We start from the raw sequence: 16,344 nt of genomic DNA, 5'->3' as shown, positions 1-16,344 counted from the left end.
GTCCTCCTCAGTCCAGCTCGTCGTCGAGATCGTCATCGAGAGCGGCTGATCCGCCTCCGCCGGTGGCGGCAGCGGGCATCTTGATCTGGTTGTGGTACAGCGGGTTGAGCTGCACATAGATCACGGCGAGGCAGGCGCCCATGATGCCCAGGCCGACCAGGTTGAAGTCGGTGAACGAGGCCACCACGAAGCCCAGGAAGAAGAAGGGCATGAGGGCCTTGGCCTGCATCATGTTGATGACCATGGCGTAGCCGACGACGACGATGAATCCGCCGGCCACCTGAAGGCCACCGGTGACCACATCGGGGATCGCGTCAAGGGCGTTCTTGACCGCATTGGTGCCGGAGACGGCGGCCACCACGGCGGTCGGGATGGCCACTCGCAGACCCTGCAAAAGCAGGGCCGTGAAGTGCATCAACTCGACGCCTCTGAAGTTGGCTTTCGCCGCGAAGTTGTCGGCTTGATGTTGGAAGAACACATTGATGGTACGGACGAAGATCGTCAGCACCTGGCCGGCGGCGGCCAGCGGGACGGCGATCGCGATGCCCTCCGCGACCCCCTGACCACTGGAGATGACGACGACCGCGGAGATCGTGGAGGCCAGCGCGGCGTCCGGGGCCATCGCGGCGCCGACGTTCATCCAGCCGAGGGCGATGAGTTCCAGGGAGCCACCGAGGATGACGCCGGTGTGAAGATCACCGAGGACCAGACCCATCAGGGTGCAGGCCACCAGGGGACGGTGGAACTGACGCTCATCGAGCACACTGGCCATACCGGCGACCAGGGCCACCAGGATGACGAGAATCATCTGAACTGCAGACATCTGCTGATCTCCCGTCCTAGATGAGCTTCGCGGAGCGGAGCTTGTCCATCATGTTGGCGCGGGAGCTGGAGGGGACCTGCTGGACCTCGAGCTTGATCCCACGCTTGTCGAGCTCCTGGAAGGCCTCGATCTCGGCGGGGCCGACGGAGACCGACTCGGTGACCCGGGTCATCCCCTCGCGGTAGGTGATACCACCGACGTTGACCTTGTCGACGGGCAGTCCGGCGTCCATCAGCCGGATGACGTCCTGGGGGGACTCCACGACGACGAGGGCGTCGAGGTCCTTGTACTTCGGGTTGTTGTAGACCCTCATCATCTTGGCGAGGTCGAGCACGAAGGTCTTCGTGTTCTCCTTGCCGACCTGCAGCAGCAGGGTCTTGCGGATGTCATCATGGGCAGCCTGGTCCGAGACCGCGATCATGGTCTGGACGCCCACCGTGTTGACCCAGTTGTTCGCGATCTGACCGTGGATCAACCGGGAGTCGATGCGCAGCAACTTGATGTTCATCAGAGTTCATCTCCTTCATCGTCCTCGGCATCGCTGGCCGAGGTGGTGTTCATATCGCTGAACGTGCGCACTCCGGAGGTACCGGAGGTGCGGGCCTGCTGCACCAGCGCCGGAACGTCGGTGAGCACGGCCCGGCTCATCAGGACCTCGACGAGCATCGGCAGGTTGACGCCGGTGACGACGTCCGTGCCGGGGTGAGCGGCCGCGAAGCGCGCCGCTGCGTTGAACGGGCTCCCGCCGAACAGATCGACCAGGAAGAGGACATCGGAGCCGAGTTCCTGACTTGCCTCCTCATACTTCTTGAGAAGGTCATCCGGCCCCTCCGACTTCGAGAAGGTGACGGCTCTCACATCTTCTGAGGGGCCGGCGATCATCTCGGCGGAGGCCAGCAGTGCCGGGGCCATTTCGCCGTGTGCGGCGATGACCAGAGCAACCATCCTTGGTTCTCCTTGCGTGTATCGGAGCACCACGGCCCCTGGGGTCACCGGGTTGTGGCCCGGAGTCATCCGATCACATTTATGACAACGTTGCCAGTGGTGACTCCCCGCACCACCGCAACATTTCTCGCCAGGGCGGTCGCCAGGGACTGCGGAGATGGCCCTGAGCAGAGAGAACGCTGCCCGTAGCGCGATTGAGACGGGTTTGTCACGAATTGATAACAATCCGCGAGGATTGACGAGAAGCGCCCCCAGTTGGACGTTCCGGAGCCCTCGCGGACCTCGACGGAGACACCTCTGCGCCGGCCATGACACGTTGAGAGACGCGGAATGGCGGCACCGGCCGGACCGGGAGCCTTAGCACGACCCGGAACCGAATCAAGCCGGCCGGTGCGGGTCGACAGCTCTGGCCGACCCGCGACCGGGCCGGACACCACCGCCCGCCGGACGGGTCCCGGCGGTGGTGTCCGACGGCCCGCCTGGCCGGCGGACAGGAATCGTCAGGGCTTGACGGGCTTCACGGCGGCAGCCACCGCCGAGTAGACGTCGTCGACCCCGCCCCGCAGGATCCGGGCGACCGTGTGCAGCAGCGGCAGCTCCTGCTCATCGGCCCCGAACTGATGCGCGAAGGCGACCGCCAGAGGTGCGGCCGGGTAGCCCTCCACGGTCTGCTCCAGCCGGTTCATCTCCGCCAATGCGCCGTCCGGCGTCTCCCCCTTGCCGAGCCGGACGCCGTAGAGCTTGTTGCGGCCCGACAGCCCGGTGACCTCCAGATCCCCGACCCCGGCCAGTCCGTAGGGGGTCTCGGCCTTACCCCCGGCCGCCGACACCAGTAGCGACATCTCTCGGACCGCCTGGGCGAAGGCGGCGGCCTTGAGGTTGTGGCGCGGCACCCCGGTGGCCTCGCCGAGCCCGTCGGCGATGCCCAGGGAGATGGCGTAGACATTCTTCAACGCGGCGCACAGCTCCACCCCGATCTCGTCATCGCTGGGCCGGATGCCGTAGGTCTCGGTGGCGGCCTCGCGGGCCAGCGCCTCGGCGACCGACAGATCGAGGGAGGCGTAGGTGGTGGCGGTCACCTCGCCGGCGGCGCACTCATTGGCCTTGACCGGACCACCGATGGCGACCAACGGGGGCAGTGAGACCCCCTTGCTGTCGGCGATCGAACGGATGGCATCGGGCAGCAGTTGGATCCTGCCCTCCGGATCGGTCCAGAACCCCTTGGCGGTCAGGCACAGCGCCCGCAGACCGTCGATGTGCTCCAGGGCCATCTCGGTGACCTTCGGCAGCCCCTCCGAGGTGACGGCGATGTCGACGACATCGGCTCCCGCCAGCGCCTCGGCCAGCTGGCCGGAGCGGAAGGTCTTGATCCCCGGTGCGGCAGGGACCTTGATCCGCGGATGGGGGCGGCCGGCCTCGACGGCGTCCAGCAGGTGGTCGTCGAGCCAGGTGCCCCACAGGTGGACCTCCCAGCCCGCTTCGACCCAGGGCTTGCAGAGAGCGGTGCCCATGGCACCGGCTCCCAGGACGGTGAAGATCGGCATTGATGATGTCCTTTCGTGAGTATCCGGTCCAGTCTCGCGCAGCACCCCCGGCGGACGCCGAGGGGGCTGCGGCTCGGTGGTGGTGGCGGCTCAGCTCTCCACCTTCGGCGACTCCGGTTTCGTGCTGGGGTAGCGCTCACTGAGGATGTGGAGGTCCTCGAAGACGTCCTGGAGCTGCGGGTAGAGGCGGCGCTGGACCGCGGCGACGTCCTTGTACTGGTCGTGCAGCGAGGTGTCGGGTTCGGTGGTCTCACCGAAATGAGCCATCGCGGTCGCGGAGGTGGCGACGTCGTGGGAGCCATGGGCGCCGATCGCGGCCATCGCCAGCACCGCGGCGCCCAGGGCCGAGATCTCGTCCTGGACGCAGGTGGTGATCGGCAGACCGGCGGTGTCGGACATGATCTGTCGCCAGAGCGTGGAACGGGTGCCGCCACCCATCGCGCGCAGAGTGGTGATCCTGACGCCGGTGCGACGCTCGATGGAGTCGAGATTGGCGCGCATCTCGAAGCCGATGGACTCCAGGATGGAGCGGTACATGTGGGCTCGCGAGTGGGTGCCGCGCCATCCGACGACGGCCCCGCGGGCCACCGGGTTCCAGAAGGGCGACTGCACCGCGTTCCAGTAGGGCAGCGTGATGAGGCCCTCGCAGCCCGGCGGGATGCTGGCCGCCGCGGCGTCCAGGGCCGGGTCGGGAGCGCCCAACAGCTTCGGGTCGCCCAGCGCCTCCCGGAACCAGCCGGCCAGATATGAACCGGAGGACTGCAGTACCTCGAAGACGTACTCGCCGGGGATTCCGGAGACCAGCGTGCGCACCCCAGAGTCGTAGGCGTAGGTCGGCGACTCGACGCCGGCGTTCACCGCGGTGCCGAGGTTGAGGTAGGCGATCTCGGGGTTGATGGCGGCGGCGCCGATGCCGGCGGCCTGGCCGTCGCCCAGGCCGGCCACCACCGGGATCGGGCCGGGCAGGCCCCACTGCGAGACGAGTTCGGGGCGAAGGTCGGCGATCGGCTGGGCAGGGGGGACCAGGTCGGCCATCTGGTCGCGGCGGACCCCTGCGATCTCGAGCAGCTCCTCGGCCCAGGACCGGTCCTCGATGTCGAACAGGCCCAGTGAGTCGGCGGAGGCCTCCGAGGTGGCCCACCGGCCGGTGAGGTTGAAGGAGATGTAGCCGCCGACGTCGATGATCTTGTCGGCCTTCTCCAGGACCCCGGGCTCGTTCTCCTTGACCCAGGTCATCTTGTAGATGGCGGGGGTGACGCCGGCCGGCTTGCCGGACAGCTCGTGGACATGCTCGGTGCCGTAGCGGCGGATCTGGTCGGTGGCCCGGCCGTCCAGCCACAGGATCCCGTTGCGCAACGGGGTGCCGTCTGCGGCGAACGGGGCGAAGGACTCGCGCTGCTGGGTGATGCCGATCGCGGCGACCCGCTGTCGGTCGGCGGGGGTGAGTCGGGAGAGCACCTCGCCGATGGTGTCGCGGGAGGTCTCCCACCACCGGATCGGGTTGTGCTCGTACTGGTCCATCGCGGGGGTGTGGAGCTGGATCTCCCGCTTGGCGGTCTCCCAGACATTCCCATCGACGTCGACGACGATCGCCTTGGTGGACGTGGTCGAGGAGTCGATGGCCACCACCAGGGGGCCCTCGGAGCTGCGTGCTTCTGCTGACATCGGTGTCCTTTTCCTGTCCTGGTGGCGGCAGTGCCACTCCTGCAATTCTAGAGGCTCGGTCGAGCCAGCCCGAGCTTGGCCTTCACCAGCGCTGCGATCTCGGACGGCGAGGTCGACGCCCTCAAGGACGCCATGAACTCCGCGTCCTGAATCGATCCGATGATCTGTTGGAGCACGTCCAAGTGATTCTCTGCGCCACCAAGAGCCAGCATGATCACGACGTCCACAGGGATCTCGCTGTCGTCAGTCCCCGCCATCTCCTGGAACCCCACCGGCGTGGAGAGGGTGGCGATGGAGACCGAATCATTGATGACATGCTCGGGATCGGTGTGCGGTATGGCCACACCACCATTAATGGGAAGCCCAGTGGGGTAATTGGCTTCCCGATCGATGAGCCCTTGAAGGAAGGTCTCTCTTGTCCTTCCATTCGCCTGAAGCCGCCCTGCCATGAGGGAGAGAAGCTCGTCGCGACTCGCCACCTCGACGCCGACATGAACCAGTTCGGGCCCAATAAGGTCACTCATAGTTGTGAAAACTCCTGCCATGGTACGAAGAGTATCTGACCAGCTCCCACGATCCCTTTGACCATGGGAGCCGGCCGAGACACCTAAATCAGAAGATTCGGTTGAGCGTTGAAATGATGACGTTCGGCAGGTTATACCCGAAGAATGCATCGGTCACCGATCCGTTTACCTTGACCCCGGTAGCGTGCATCATCGCAGTCGCTTCGGCGGCGAACACACTTGCGCCCCACTCCACGAAGAAGAGGAAGATCGCACCGATAATGAGCGAACGGAACATGTTTCCCTTGCAGGCCAGCACGATCATCGGCATCATGTACACGATCACCGTGAGCATTCCGACGGGGAAGTAATTCATCCCGGGGATGATGAAAGCAAACGCGATCGCCAGCGGGATCATCAGCACCGTGATCGTGATTGCGGTTGGATCACCGAGAGCCAGTGCGACATCCATACCAATGTTGAGCTCGCGCTCGTTTCCGTCCTTGTCCTTGCCGAGGTGGCGCTTCATGAACGCCTTGGCCCCCTCGCCCACGGTCGACAGACCCTCCATCATCACCGAGACCATGCGCGGCAGCAGCACCAGAACGGTCGCGATGCCCATGCCCATGATGAGGACACCTTCCCAGGGCTGGCGGGTCATCAGACCCAGGAAGACGCCGACGATGAGGCCGATAAAGGCGGTATCACCGAAGAAGCCCAGCTTGTCGCCAACCTTCTCCATCGAGATGTCGATCTTCCGGAGGCCCGGAATCTTGTCGATAACCCAGTTCAGCGCCAACGCGAGCGGCCACGCCGATGTGATGAAGGACAGTGTCGAGCAGGTGGTGCCGGTCAGCCCGTAATACTTCTGCCAGCTGGGGGCGACACGCTGAGCCACAAGGAGACAGATCACCGACAGCACCAGGACAGTCCCCAGCCCGATCCACGGATTGCCGGTGAGAGCGTAGGCCAGAGTTCCCGGGACCAGGAAGTGAATGAAATTCCAGATGTCCACGTTGAGCACGTTCGTCCACTTGAGGAGGATCATCACAACGTTGATGAGGACCACCAGGAGAATCGCGGGTGCTGCAAACGGGACGCCGAAGGATGCGGCGCCGACCGCTGCCCAGCCAACGTCAACGGTAGTGAAACCACTACCCATGCGGCGATAGTACGAGATTGCTGGCTCCACCGATGCCATCAGGAAGTTGATGACGATCGTCAGTCCAGCGAAGCCGATCCCGATCATCAGGCCGGCCTTGAGGGACTTTCCGAACGGCATTCGGAAAATGAGGCAGAGTATCAACATCACGATCGGCAGCATGACCACCGCACCGATGTTGAGAATGCCATTGATGATTTCCATGATTATTGTTTCCCTTTCAGGGGATCAGGACTCTTCGATCACTTTTCGACAGGTGTCGACGATCTCCTGCTTGATGGCATCCTCATTGATCCCTGAGATGAGTCCGAAGACCTGAACCATCGGCTTGGTCAGGGGCTTGCCATAGCGAGTGGTGAGCATGATCACGTCGACGCTGTCCTGGAGGGCGGCCAACTGGCCCACGGTACCCTTGGTGATCTTGGCCGGAATCTTTGCCTCTTTGAGGATCTCCTTGACCTTCTCCTGAGCGACCGTGGAGGTCGCAATTCCTGATCCGCAGGCGATAAGGATTTTAACTTCGTTAGCCATGACTCTTCACTGCTCTTTCTGGTTGGGCTGGAGAACGACCTTGAGGGCCTCTCCGGTTCGCGTCAGTTCGATCGCTTCGTTGATCTTGCTGAGGGGTAGAACGTGACTGATGATCTTCTCGGCCGGGAACCTCGGGTCGATGGCAAGCTCGAAGGCCTTCTGGACCTGCATGCTGCTGGCCCCGTAGTGGCCGTATATCCACAGGCTCTTGTAATGGACCATGTTCGAGTCGATCTGGGCGAGCCTGCCCTTCGGCACCCCGCCGAAGAAGACCGCGGTACCGCCCGGCCGTGCCATCTCGAGGACCTGCTGCTGACCGATCGTGGTCGGATTGGCGGAGATCGCCTTGTCGACGCCGCGGCCGTTGGTCACGCGCATCACCTCGTCGACAGCGTCGAGGACGCTGGAGTCGATCGTGTGGTCCACGCCGAAGGGAGCCGACTTGTCGAGCCGGGCTTGGTTGATGTCGATCAGGATGACTTTCGCAGCTCCGCGCATCCGGCTCAGGACCGACAGGAAGGCGCCGATAGGTCCGGCTCCCAGGATCGCGACCGTATCGCCCAGCTTGATGTCGATGTTCTCGGCGCACGCGTAGGTGGACGACAGCGGCTCGGCCAGGCTGGCATGTACCGCAGAAACCCCTTCCGGGACCAGAAAGGTTGCCCCGCGCTCCACTCGCTTGGCGGTGTAGGACAGATACTGGGCGAAGCCTCCCGGTCGCGTCACATAGGACTCCACGTCAATGCACTGGTTGCTTTGGCCCGCTCGGCAGTACTCGCACTTCAGGCAGTGCGCCTCCGGGTACACGTAGATCATGTCGCCCACCCGGTACTTGTCGACTCCCGGTGCCACCTCCTCGACGCGGCCGACAACCTCGTGGCCGTAGATGAAGGGGTAATCACCCTTGCGTGAGTCCGTGGTCAGATTCCGGATGTCGGATCCGCACAGCCCACAGGCCTCAACCCTGAGGACGAAACCCCCGTCCGGACACTCGGGTCGTGGGACCTGTTCGAAACGGATGTCTCCTGGGCCGTACATCAAGGCGGCATCCATAAGCTCTGCCATCCCGGTTGCTCCTTTCCTTCTGCAGCATGGGGGCGGCTGTGCCCCCGTGCTCACCTCGGCCCGGCGTGGCCGGGGGGTGCCTTCGGTCTGCAACAGGATGGTGCCCGTCACAAGCAGTGACGCACAGTTGCGTTCCTGCCACCGGGCAGGCAAGCTGCGCCGAGCGGTTGGCTGGCAACCGCTCTTGCCACCCATGTGGCAGGACGATGCTGCCTGCCGGCTGGCAAATCGATGGTTGAGCCCGCACCCTGTTGCCCTTGTAAACTTCGATTCAGGTGTTCCCAGTGATTTTATTCTCCGAACGGCAAGCATTGTTGCTGCAACTTCTCAGCGAGGTGGATCAGGCCACAATAGGCGCTGACCTCGCTGCACTTCTTGGCGTCAGCACACGGACTCTTCGCTATGACATATCAAGGATCAATGGCGTAACCAAGGTCGACATAATTGAGGCCACTCCAAAGGGATACCGGTTGAGCCGGCCGCTGTACAACGACTTTCTTGCCCGGAACTCCAGGCTCGCCACTCAACTCGATCACCATGAGCGAATACTGCTCTATCTCATGGAGACCCCGAGCACCGATGTCTACGACATCATGAGAGACTGCTACCTCAGCGAGTCTGTGACCCGGGCGGCGCTTCAGCGATTGCGGCCGCAGGTGGAGTCGAGCCAGCTCGTGCTCACCGTCAAGGGCCCGGCAGTAAGACTGTCGGGGCCTGAGATGTGCTTCCGGAAGCTCCTGGGCGACCTCGTACACAATGCCATGGATGTGTCCGTCGGCCAGACGGAGAAGATTGATCGGTATTTTCCTGATATCAGTCTTCAAGAAGTTGGGGCGCTACTCCAGAATCTAGTAGCAGCACGTGGTCTGGAGATTGACGACATCAGGATGAGCAATGCTGTGGTCAATATCGCCATCTGCCTCCAGCGGTGCAGATTCCCGATCGCCGATGATACCGACTCCCGGGTTGAGAGAGTCGAGATGAACCCAGCCACCGAGGAACTCTCCAGCGCACTGATCGACGCGCTCCTGGAGAAATTCCCGGCGCATGCGCCGCTGCCGGCTGATCAAGATCATCTGCGCATGATTATCGGCGTCGCGCTGAACCCGCATGAGGACTGCGTCAGCCATCCAACCGAAAGGACAAGCATCAGCGATGCGGTCCGCGTCTGCTTGGACGAGACCACTGATCACTTCAACCTCACTGTGACCAGCGAGAAGCTCTATGACAGCGTTTCCGACCACATGGAACGGCTGGCCCTTCACACCCGGGTTCTGCCATACTTCCGTAACACTCTCCAGGAATCACTTCGCACACGATCGCCATTTCTCTATGACGCCGCGGTATATCTTGCTGATCGGTTGGCCAAGATGCTGGGGATTGCTTTTCCCGATGATGAGATCGGCCTGCTGGCCATCTACCTCGGACTGTACTCCGGGCCCGTGGCACCCGACGACCACACGATCACCGCTATCGTGATCTGCCCTCGTTACCAGACCCTGCGCGATTGGCTGCTGGCCGGGCTGGTCGAGAGATTCGGGGATCGACTCCAGATACTCGACATTGTCTCCACCAAGGGCGAGGCCGATACCCAGGATGTCGATCTGGTGATCTCCACTATCGATGAGGCAAGCCGTGTCCATCCCTGCGTCCAGGTCAGTGCCCTGCTGTCGGACCTGGATCTCAGTGCCGTGGACCACGCGCTACTGCGTGCCGCCAAGCAGAAGTCGCGCTCCCGTATCGCTCAGTCCGTGCGCAGGTTCCTGGATCCGGAACTCTTTTTCACCGGGGTATCCCCGAAGAGCGCGAAGGAGGCGATCGACTTCCTGTGCAGTGCATTGGAGGAGCGTGGCGTCGTCCCCGCGGAGTTCCGCGACAGCGTGCTGCTCCGCGAGACCTACTCGCCCACCGCTTTCGCCCGGAGGTTCGCTGTCCCCCATGCGATGGACTTCCTCGCCCACCAGACCAAGGTTGCGGTGCTCATCCCCTCAGCACCGATCAACTGGGAGTCCGCCGACGCGAGCCTGGTCCTGATGCTGGCTATCAACGGCGACGACTATGAAGATTTTATTCACTTCTATCAGCCACTCATCAGCCTTCTTTACGATCCCAACCTGTATTCAGAACTGCGCCGTGTCACGACATATGAAGAGTTCATGAATTTCTTGGACAATGAGTTGTCCGAGACCGAGTAGCCAGATTCACTGTGAGCACATTACTAGGAAAGGGCATAGATGATTCTCGAAGAGGAGCGTCAAGCGGTCGTCAACGCTTGCCAGGAGATGCAGCGCAAGGGCCTTGTGGTCGGTACTGCGGGAAACGTCTCCGTACGCGTGGGCGACAAGGTCGCCATCTCACCCTCAGCGGTGGAGTATGAGGATCTCACTGCTGGGATGGTCGGCGTTCATGATCTCGACGGGAAGGTGATCGACGCCCAGCTCAAGCCGTCCAGCGAACTGCCTCTGCACCTGGCCGTCTATCACTCCACCGATGCCGGCGGTATCACGCACAACCACGCCCCGGCGTCCACAGCGATGGGACTCGTCTGCGAGACGATCCCGTTCTCGCACTACTACTCGGCAATGTTCGGCGGGCCGATCCGCGTCTCCCCGTATGCCGATTTCGGCACCGACCAGCTGGCCCACAATGTTGCCGCAGCTCTGCAGGGCCGATCCGGGGCACTGATGAGCAACCACGGCGCCATCACCATCGGGCCGACCCTCGACAAAGCGCTGTCCCTGCTGCCCTACCTTGAGTACATCTGTGAGGTCCAGCTGCGTGCAATGTCCACTGGGCACTCCGTCAAGGTGCTCACCGATGACCAGATCGCCTTCCAGGTGGAGGCCATCAAGGGATACAAGCCCTCCAAAGCCTGAGCCCAGGAATCGAGAGCATCTGCGGTCGGGGGTTCTCGGCACGTGCCGAGAACCCCCGACCGCACATGCTCGCGCTCACCACGCCGGCGAGGCGAATGGAGCCCAGCGGAAACCAGACTGCAAGCCGGCATCACGGTGTCATACGGGCGTAACGACGATCAGCGACACTTCTCCGTGACCGCTGTGGGAGGGCCACAGTCAGGGGACGCAGGAAAGGCACCACAGACAATGAAGCCGATCAGCACCACCGCCGCCAACACCCCTCTGTCCCTCATCCGGGTCATCTTCAACCAGATCATCGGGATGGACGACGTCATCTCCTTCGCGGTCGGTGAGCCCGACTTCGCCACCCCTCCCGCCGTCATCGCAGCCGCCAGGAAGGCTCTGGACGGCCGTATCGGCTACACCGACAACTCCGGGGTCAGGCCGCTGCGCGAGGCCGTCGACGCCGAGTTCCGGCGCTACGACCAGATCGACTACGACCCGAGCACCGAGATCATGGTCACCAACGGCGCCATGGAAGGCGTCTATCTCACCCTGGCCACTCTCACCAACCCCGGCGACGAGGTGCTGGTCACCGACCCGTGCTACGCCAACTACCAGGGCGCCGTCGTTCTCAACCAGTGCACCCCGGTCTCCGTCCCGACCCGCGAGGAGACCGGCTTCTGCTTCGAGGAGGACTCCCTGAGGCAGGCGATCACCGAACGCACCAAGGTGATCATGATCAACTCCCCGGCCAATCCGACCGGCACCACGGCCTCCCGCGAGAACCTCGAGATGATCGCCCGGGTGGCCATTGAGAATGACCTCTACGTGCTCTTCGACGAGGTCTACAAACACCTGCTCTACGGCGACCAGGAGTTCTTCAACATCGCCCGGATCCCGGGAATGAAGGAGCGCACCTTCTGTGTCGACTCGGTCTCCAAGGCCTATGCCATGACTGGCTGGCGGGTCGGCTTCATCTGCGGTCCCCAGGAGATCATCGGCTACATGCCTGCGATGCAGGAGTGCCTGCTGAGCTGCGTCAACTCCCCTGCCCAGACGGCCGCTGCCTGCGCGCTGGCCGGCGATCAGTCGGTGGTCGAGACGATGCGCCGCAGTTACGAGCGGCGTCGCGACCTCATCGTCGACGCCGTCAATGCGATCGAGGGTCTGCACTGCCCGACGCCGGGAGGCGCCTTCTACGTCTTCGTCAACATCGAGGCGACCGGCCTGTCCTCTCGCGACTTCGCGATGCGGCTGCTGGCCGAGCAGAAGGTCGCGGTGGCCCCCGGGATCGACTTCGGCGCCCTGGGCGAGGGCCACATCCGGCTGTCCTACGCCACCTCCGAGGAGGCGATCGTGGAGGGCGTCAGGAGAATCGGCGTCTTCGTCGCGGCACTGCTGGAGCAGTCCTCGCGAGACCGGGCAGGTCGGCCGAAGCAGCCTGCGGCGCTTCTGGGCTGACGCCCTCCGGCCCCGGACAGGTGGACACCGGGGACGGACGTCCCCTAGGCAGACAGACCCTGGACAGGTGGACCCTGGGCGGGCGTCCCCCGGACAGGTGAACCCCCGGGACAGGCGTCCCCCGGACTGGTGGGCGCCGGGGCAGACGTCCCGACCGCACAGACCCTGGACAGACGTCGCCGACCACTCCACCCCGGCCACGTTCGTCCTCAGATCTGGCGTTCGTCCTGGAATTCCAGGACGAACGCCAGATCTGAGGACGAACGTGGGATTGAAGGGCAGGACCCGGTGGTTTCTATTGTGGACGGTGACCGCACACCGACGATGAGGAGATCAGATGTCAGCCCAACCGCCTGATGATGGACGACCTCAGGACAACTCCTACGGTTCCGCTGGAATGCCGCCTTCTGGATCACCAGTGCCCCCGCCCTGGACCCCCGGCCCGGGCCAGCCGCAACCTCAGCCAGGTTCACCGCAGGGAGGATGGCAGCGCGGTCCGGATCAGCGGCCCTACTCCCCGGGCGGCTCCCAGCAATCCCAACAGTCCTGGCAGCCGCAGCCGACACAGCAACCTCAACCGGTCCAGCAGTCCCAGAACCCATTGGGGCAGTACCCGCAGTCCGCGAACCCCCAGGGCCACAACCCCCAGGGTCCCCTGCAGAGCCCACCACCCGACGGCCTCTCCCCCCGGTCATGGATGCAGCGCTACCCGCGCCTGGTACTGCTCGCCGGGACGGTGCTGAGCTTCTTCGCGTTGCTCGGGCCGTGGACGGTGTACACGCTCCAGGGGACGGGTACGCAATCAGTGAGCTACGCCGGCCACGGACTCAACTGGGCGACCTCGGTCAGGGAGTCGGCAGGCCCGGTGAGCGCCGGGGCCTGGAACACCCGTCTGGTCCTCACGCTGCTCGTGCTCATCGGTCTGGTGATCCTCGGGGCGATCGCGCTGGCCCTGGACAAGGAACTGCCCCGCTGGTGGGACCTCGCCAGTCTCATCGGGGCCGGCGTGCTGACGGTCCTGATGATCCTCGGGCTGGTGCAGGCCACGCAGATCTCCAACCAGTACAGGACCCCGAGCCAGTTACTCCAGACATCGTCGCGGATGGGGATCGGCGTGTGGCTGTTCATGGTCACCGTGGTGATCACCCTTGCCGGGGCTCTCTGGCAGTACCTGACCACTCGGCGTGGGGGTGCCCGGCCGGCGTCGGCCGGAGGGCCCCAGGGCTACCCGGCTCAGCAGAACTACCCAGGCCAGCAGGGGTATCCGGGCCAGCAGGGGCCGGCTCCGCAGCCCCAGCAGCCTGGCGGAGTTCAGCCCTACCCCGCTCGACAGCCCGGCCCGAACCCGCAGGCAGCCCACAGTCAGCAGCCGGGCCCCGCCCAGCCGCCGTACGGGCAGCAGTCCTATCCACCTCAACAGCAGCCCACCCCGTACCGACCCGGGCCACCGGAGCAGAACCCGTGGAGCGCAGGTCCCGACCAGGATCCGTGGGGTGGCCACGCCGATCGGCCCGGGCAGACTCAGACGCCGGTCCCTCCGCCGGACAACGGTGGTTCCAGCCCCAGCGCGACGTGACCGCGGCGCGCTGAGCCGCCGCGGCTGCGCGGACCAGTGGTCCGGCGTCACCGAGGTATGGGGGTCCCGGCAGTCGGGGTGCTGCGGCCTGATCGGGTCCCGCCCCCTGACCGCCGGGATTCTCGCGTCCTGAACCTCGACAGCCCTCCGTGCGAGGCCGCACTGCTGCCGGCACCAGGTGCCGGTCTCAGCCCGTGTCCAAGGGGTCGTCCCGCGCGCAGCGTCCTGGCCACGCCAGGGGGTCCTACCGTGGGGCTTGCGAGAACAGGCTGCGAGACGCCGCCGATGCCGTCAGACCGAGGAGATCGAATGTCAGTGCAAGGGCCGGTCGATGGCTTCTCACCCCGGGAGTGGCTGCGATCCGGTCCTCGCCTGCTCCTGCTCGCCGGGCCGGTGCTGGCCTTCTTCACACTGCTGTGCCCCTGGGTGGTCACGCGGATGAGCAACGGCGACTCGGCCCCCTTCACCCAGGTGACACACGGGCTGGACTGGACGATTGTCGGCGACTCATCGCAACAGATCAGCGCAGAACTCTGGAACGCCCGACTGGTCCTCACCGTGGCGGTACTTCTGGGGATGGTGATCCTCGGCTCCGTCGCGCTGGTCCGCGACAGGCGGCTTGCCAGCTGGTGGGACACCGCCACCCTTGTCGGATCCTGGCTCCTCATTCTCCTGACGATCGCCGGGGTCGTCCAGACACTTCAGATCACACACCGCCCCAGAGACGTATCGGAGCAGGTCAGGATCGTCACCAGGGCCGGGCTCGGCCTGTGGCTGTTCGTGGCCGCCGCGCTCATCACATGGGTCGCTGCCCTCTGGCAGTACAGACGCAGCCACGGCATGGATGCCCGACCCGCTGTCCCGGGGTGGCACCCGGCCGACTAGAGGACGCAGCACGACCGGGCTCAGACCCGGGTCACGGGGGCAGACGCCGGGCCCTGGTCGCGGAGGTCGGGCGTCCTCACCCGACCAGTGCGGCTCCTGCTGCGAGGGATTCCAGCTTCGCCCAGGCGATCGACGGGTGGACCCGTCCTCCCAGCCCGCAGTCGGTCGAGGCGATCACCCGGTCGGGGCCGACCGCGTCGACGAATCGTTGGATCCGTTGGGCGACCAGCTGGGGGTGCTCCACGACATTGGTGGAGTGGCCCACCACGCCGGGGATGAGCACCTTGTCGGAGGGCAGCTTCACGTCGTGCCAGACCGTCCACTCGTGCTCGTGGCGGGCGTTGGCGGCCTCGAAGGAGTAGCCGTGGGCGTGCACCTGCAGCACCTTGTCGACGATCTCGGCCAGCGGGATGTCGGTGGTGTGCGGGCCGTGCCAGGACCCCCAGCAGACGTGGAAGCGGACCTGGTCGACGGGAATCCCCTCCAGGGCCTGGTTGAGGGCGTCGATCCGGACCTGGATGTAGTCGCGGTAGTCCGCGACGCTGGGAGCCGGGTTGATCTGATCCCAGGACTCGGCGATCGAGGGGTCGTCGATCTGGACGGTGAGCCCGGCGTCGGTGATCGCCTTGTACTCCTGATGGAGCGCGTCGGCGCAGGCCTGCACCACCTCGGTGTCGTTGGCGTAGTAGGCATTGGAGATCCGGGCGGCAGAGCCCGGGGACAGCGCGGCGAGGAACCCGTCGGAGACATTCAGACCGTTGTCCGCCAGTGCCGAGAGCAGCCCGTCGATGTCACGGCGAACGGCGTCCTGCCCGATGTAGCGGAGCGGTCCGGTGATGGTCGGGAAGGCGGTGGCTCTCTGATTGGCGATGTGGATTCCGGAGCTGGGGTCGGTGTAGGCGTCGTGGAAACGGACCCAGTCCCGCCGCTGGGAGAAGGGCGCCAGGCGCACCTTCCCGCCGGGGGCTGGCGGGGCCATGTCGAAGCGGGAGTCGGTGGTCATCTCCAGGCCGCCCAGCCGTGAGAAGGAGTAGAACCACCAGGCGCCGTAGTCCACCGACTCGGTCATGATGTGGCCGTACTCGCCGTCATTGATGACGCTCAGGCCGATCTCGTGCTGACGACGCACGACGTCGCCGACGGCGGACCGCAGGACGGCAGCGAAGGCCTCCTCGCTCATCCCGGGATCCTTGCGGGCCCGTCGGGCGTTGGCCGCCAGCAGCTCCGGGGTGCGCGGCAGGGAGCCGACGTGGGTGGTCCGGATGGTCATCTGACAGTCCTCTCCGTGCCGGTCTCTCAGCCCCGACCCCTCAGCGCCGGGCA

At 64.7% G+C, this 16,344-nt stretch carries 15 protein-coding genes; 5 read left to right on the top strand and 10 right to left on the bottom strand.

Translation table 11 applies throughout. The features are described from left to right. Window positions 1-7: 7 nt before the first annotated feature. The 9 genes from G554_RS0100490 to G554_RS0100450 form a co-directional block, all read right to left on the bottom strand. On the bottom strand, window positions 8-823 hold the full coding sequence (locus G554_RS0100490) for a PTS mannose/fructose/sorbose transporter subunit IIC (RefSeq protein WP_027586375.1): 816 nt from the start codon (window positions 821-823) through the stop codon (window positions 8-10). 16 nt (window positions 824-839) lie between these two features. Next, a complete protein-coding gene (locus tag G554_RS0100485) occupies window positions 840-1,331 on the bottom strand; it encodes a PTS sugar transporter subunit IIB (RefSeq protein ID WP_027586374.1) in 492 nt (163 codons plus the stop codon). Beyond that, window positions 1,331-1,768, bottom strand: coding sequence for a PTS sugar transporter subunit IIA (locus G554_RS0100480; RefSeq protein WP_027586373.1), 438 nt, complete (start codon window positions 1,766-1,768; stop codon window positions 1,331-1,333). The genes G554_RS0100485 and G554_RS0100480 overlap by 1 nt, the downstream gene beginning before the upstream one ends. 500 nt (window positions 1,769-2,268) lie before the next feature. Continuing rightward, entirely contained in the window at window positions 2,269-3,312 is a 1,044-nt protein-coding gene (locus tag G554_RS0100475) for an NAD(P)H-dependent glycerol-3-phosphate dehydrogenase (RefSeq protein ID WP_027586372.1), read from the bottom strand. 90 nt (window positions 3,313-3,402) lie between these two features. Then, complete coding sequence (locus tag G554_RS0100470) at window positions 3,403-4,977, bottom strand: xylulokinase (protein ID WP_027586371.1); 1,575 nt, start codon at window positions 4,975-4,977, stop codon at window positions 3,403-3,405. Window positions 4,978-5,024: 47 nt separating this feature from the next. After that, window positions 5,025-5,522: a PTS sugar transporter subunit IIA gene (locus G554_RS0100465; protein ID WP_245569900.1), complete on the bottom strand. Its 498-nt coding sequence runs from the start codon at window positions 5,520-5,522 to the stop codon at window positions 5,025-5,027. A 67-nt stretch (window positions 5,523-5,589) separates the two neighbouring features. Then, window positions 5,590-6,846: a PTS transporter subunit IIC gene (locus G554_RS0100460; RefSeq protein WP_027586369.1), complete on the bottom strand. Its 1,257-nt coding sequence runs from the start codon at window positions 6,844-6,846 to the stop codon at window positions 5,590-5,592. A 24-nt stretch (window positions 6,847-6,870) separates the two neighbouring features. Next, window positions 6,871-7,173: a PTS sugar transporter subunit IIB gene (locus tag G554_RS0100455; RefSeq protein WP_027586368.1), complete on the bottom strand. Its 303-nt coding sequence runs from the start codon at window positions 7,171-7,173 to the stop codon at window positions 6,871-6,873. 6 nt (window positions 7,174-7,179) lie between these two features. Next, window positions 7,180-8,238, bottom strand: a complete 1,059-nt coding sequence (locus G554_RS0100450) for an alcohol dehydrogenase catalytic domain-containing protein (RefSeq protein ID WP_027586367.1) — start codon at window positions 8,236-8,238, stop codon at window positions 7,180-7,182. Between the two features lie 284 nt (window positions 8,239-8,522). Between G554_RS0100450 and G554_RS0100445 the strand changes: the two genes are divergently transcribed. The 5 genes from G554_RS0100445 to G554_RS0100425 all read left to right on the top strand — a co-directional run bounded on the left by G554_RS0100445 (window position 8,523) and on the right by G554_RS0100425 (window position 15,021). After that, complete coding sequence (locus tag G554_RS0100445) at window positions 8,523-10,433, top strand: BglG family transcription antiterminator (protein ID WP_027586366.1); 1,911 nt, start codon at window positions 8,523-8,525, stop codon at window positions 10,431-10,433. Window positions 10,434-10,472: 39 nt separating this feature from the next. Next, window positions 10,473-11,114, top strand: coding sequence for a class II aldolase/adducin family protein (locus G554_RS0100440; protein ID WP_027586365.1), 642 nt, complete (start codon window positions 10,473-10,475; stop codon window positions 11,112-11,114). A 228-nt stretch (window positions 11,115-11,342) separates the two neighbouring features. Further along, the gene (locus G554_RS13750; protein ID WP_071162118.1) at window positions 11,343-12,560 is read left to right on the top strand and encodes a pyridoxal phosphate-dependent aminotransferase; all 1,218 of its coding nucleotides are present in this window, start codon (window positions 11,343-11,345) and stop codon (window positions 12,558-12,560) included. A gap of 418 nt (window positions 12,561-12,978) precedes the next feature. Next, window positions 12,979-14,136, top strand: a complete 1,158-nt coding sequence (locus G554_RS16505; protein WP_154654102.1) for a hypothetical protein — start codon at window positions 12,979-12,981, stop codon at window positions 14,134-14,136. A 309-nt stretch (window positions 14,137-14,445) separates the two neighbouring features. Next, window positions 14,446-15,021, top strand: coding sequence for a hypothetical protein (locus G554_RS0100425; RefSeq protein WP_027586363.1), 576 nt, complete (start codon window positions 14,446-14,448; stop codon window positions 15,019-15,021). A 76-nt stretch (window positions 15,022-15,097) separates the two neighbouring features. Here the strand turns inward: G554_RS0100425 and G554_RS0100420 are convergent, their stop codons facing one another. Then, window positions 15,098-16,291: a cobalamin-independent methionine synthase II family protein gene (locus tag G554_RS0100420; protein ID WP_027586362.1), complete on the bottom strand. Its 1,194-nt coding sequence runs from the start codon at window positions 16,289-16,291 to the stop codon at window positions 15,098-15,100. Window positions 16,292-16,344: the final 53 nt, after the last annotated feature.

The organism is Acidipropionibacterium thoenii DSM 20276, from assembly GCF_000423445.1.
Lineage (GTDB): Bacteria > Actinomycetota > Actinomycetes > Propionibacteriales > Propionibacteriaceae > Acidipropionibacterium > Acidipropionibacterium thoenii.
This window is presented reverse-complemented; position numbering and strand designations above follow the sequence as displayed.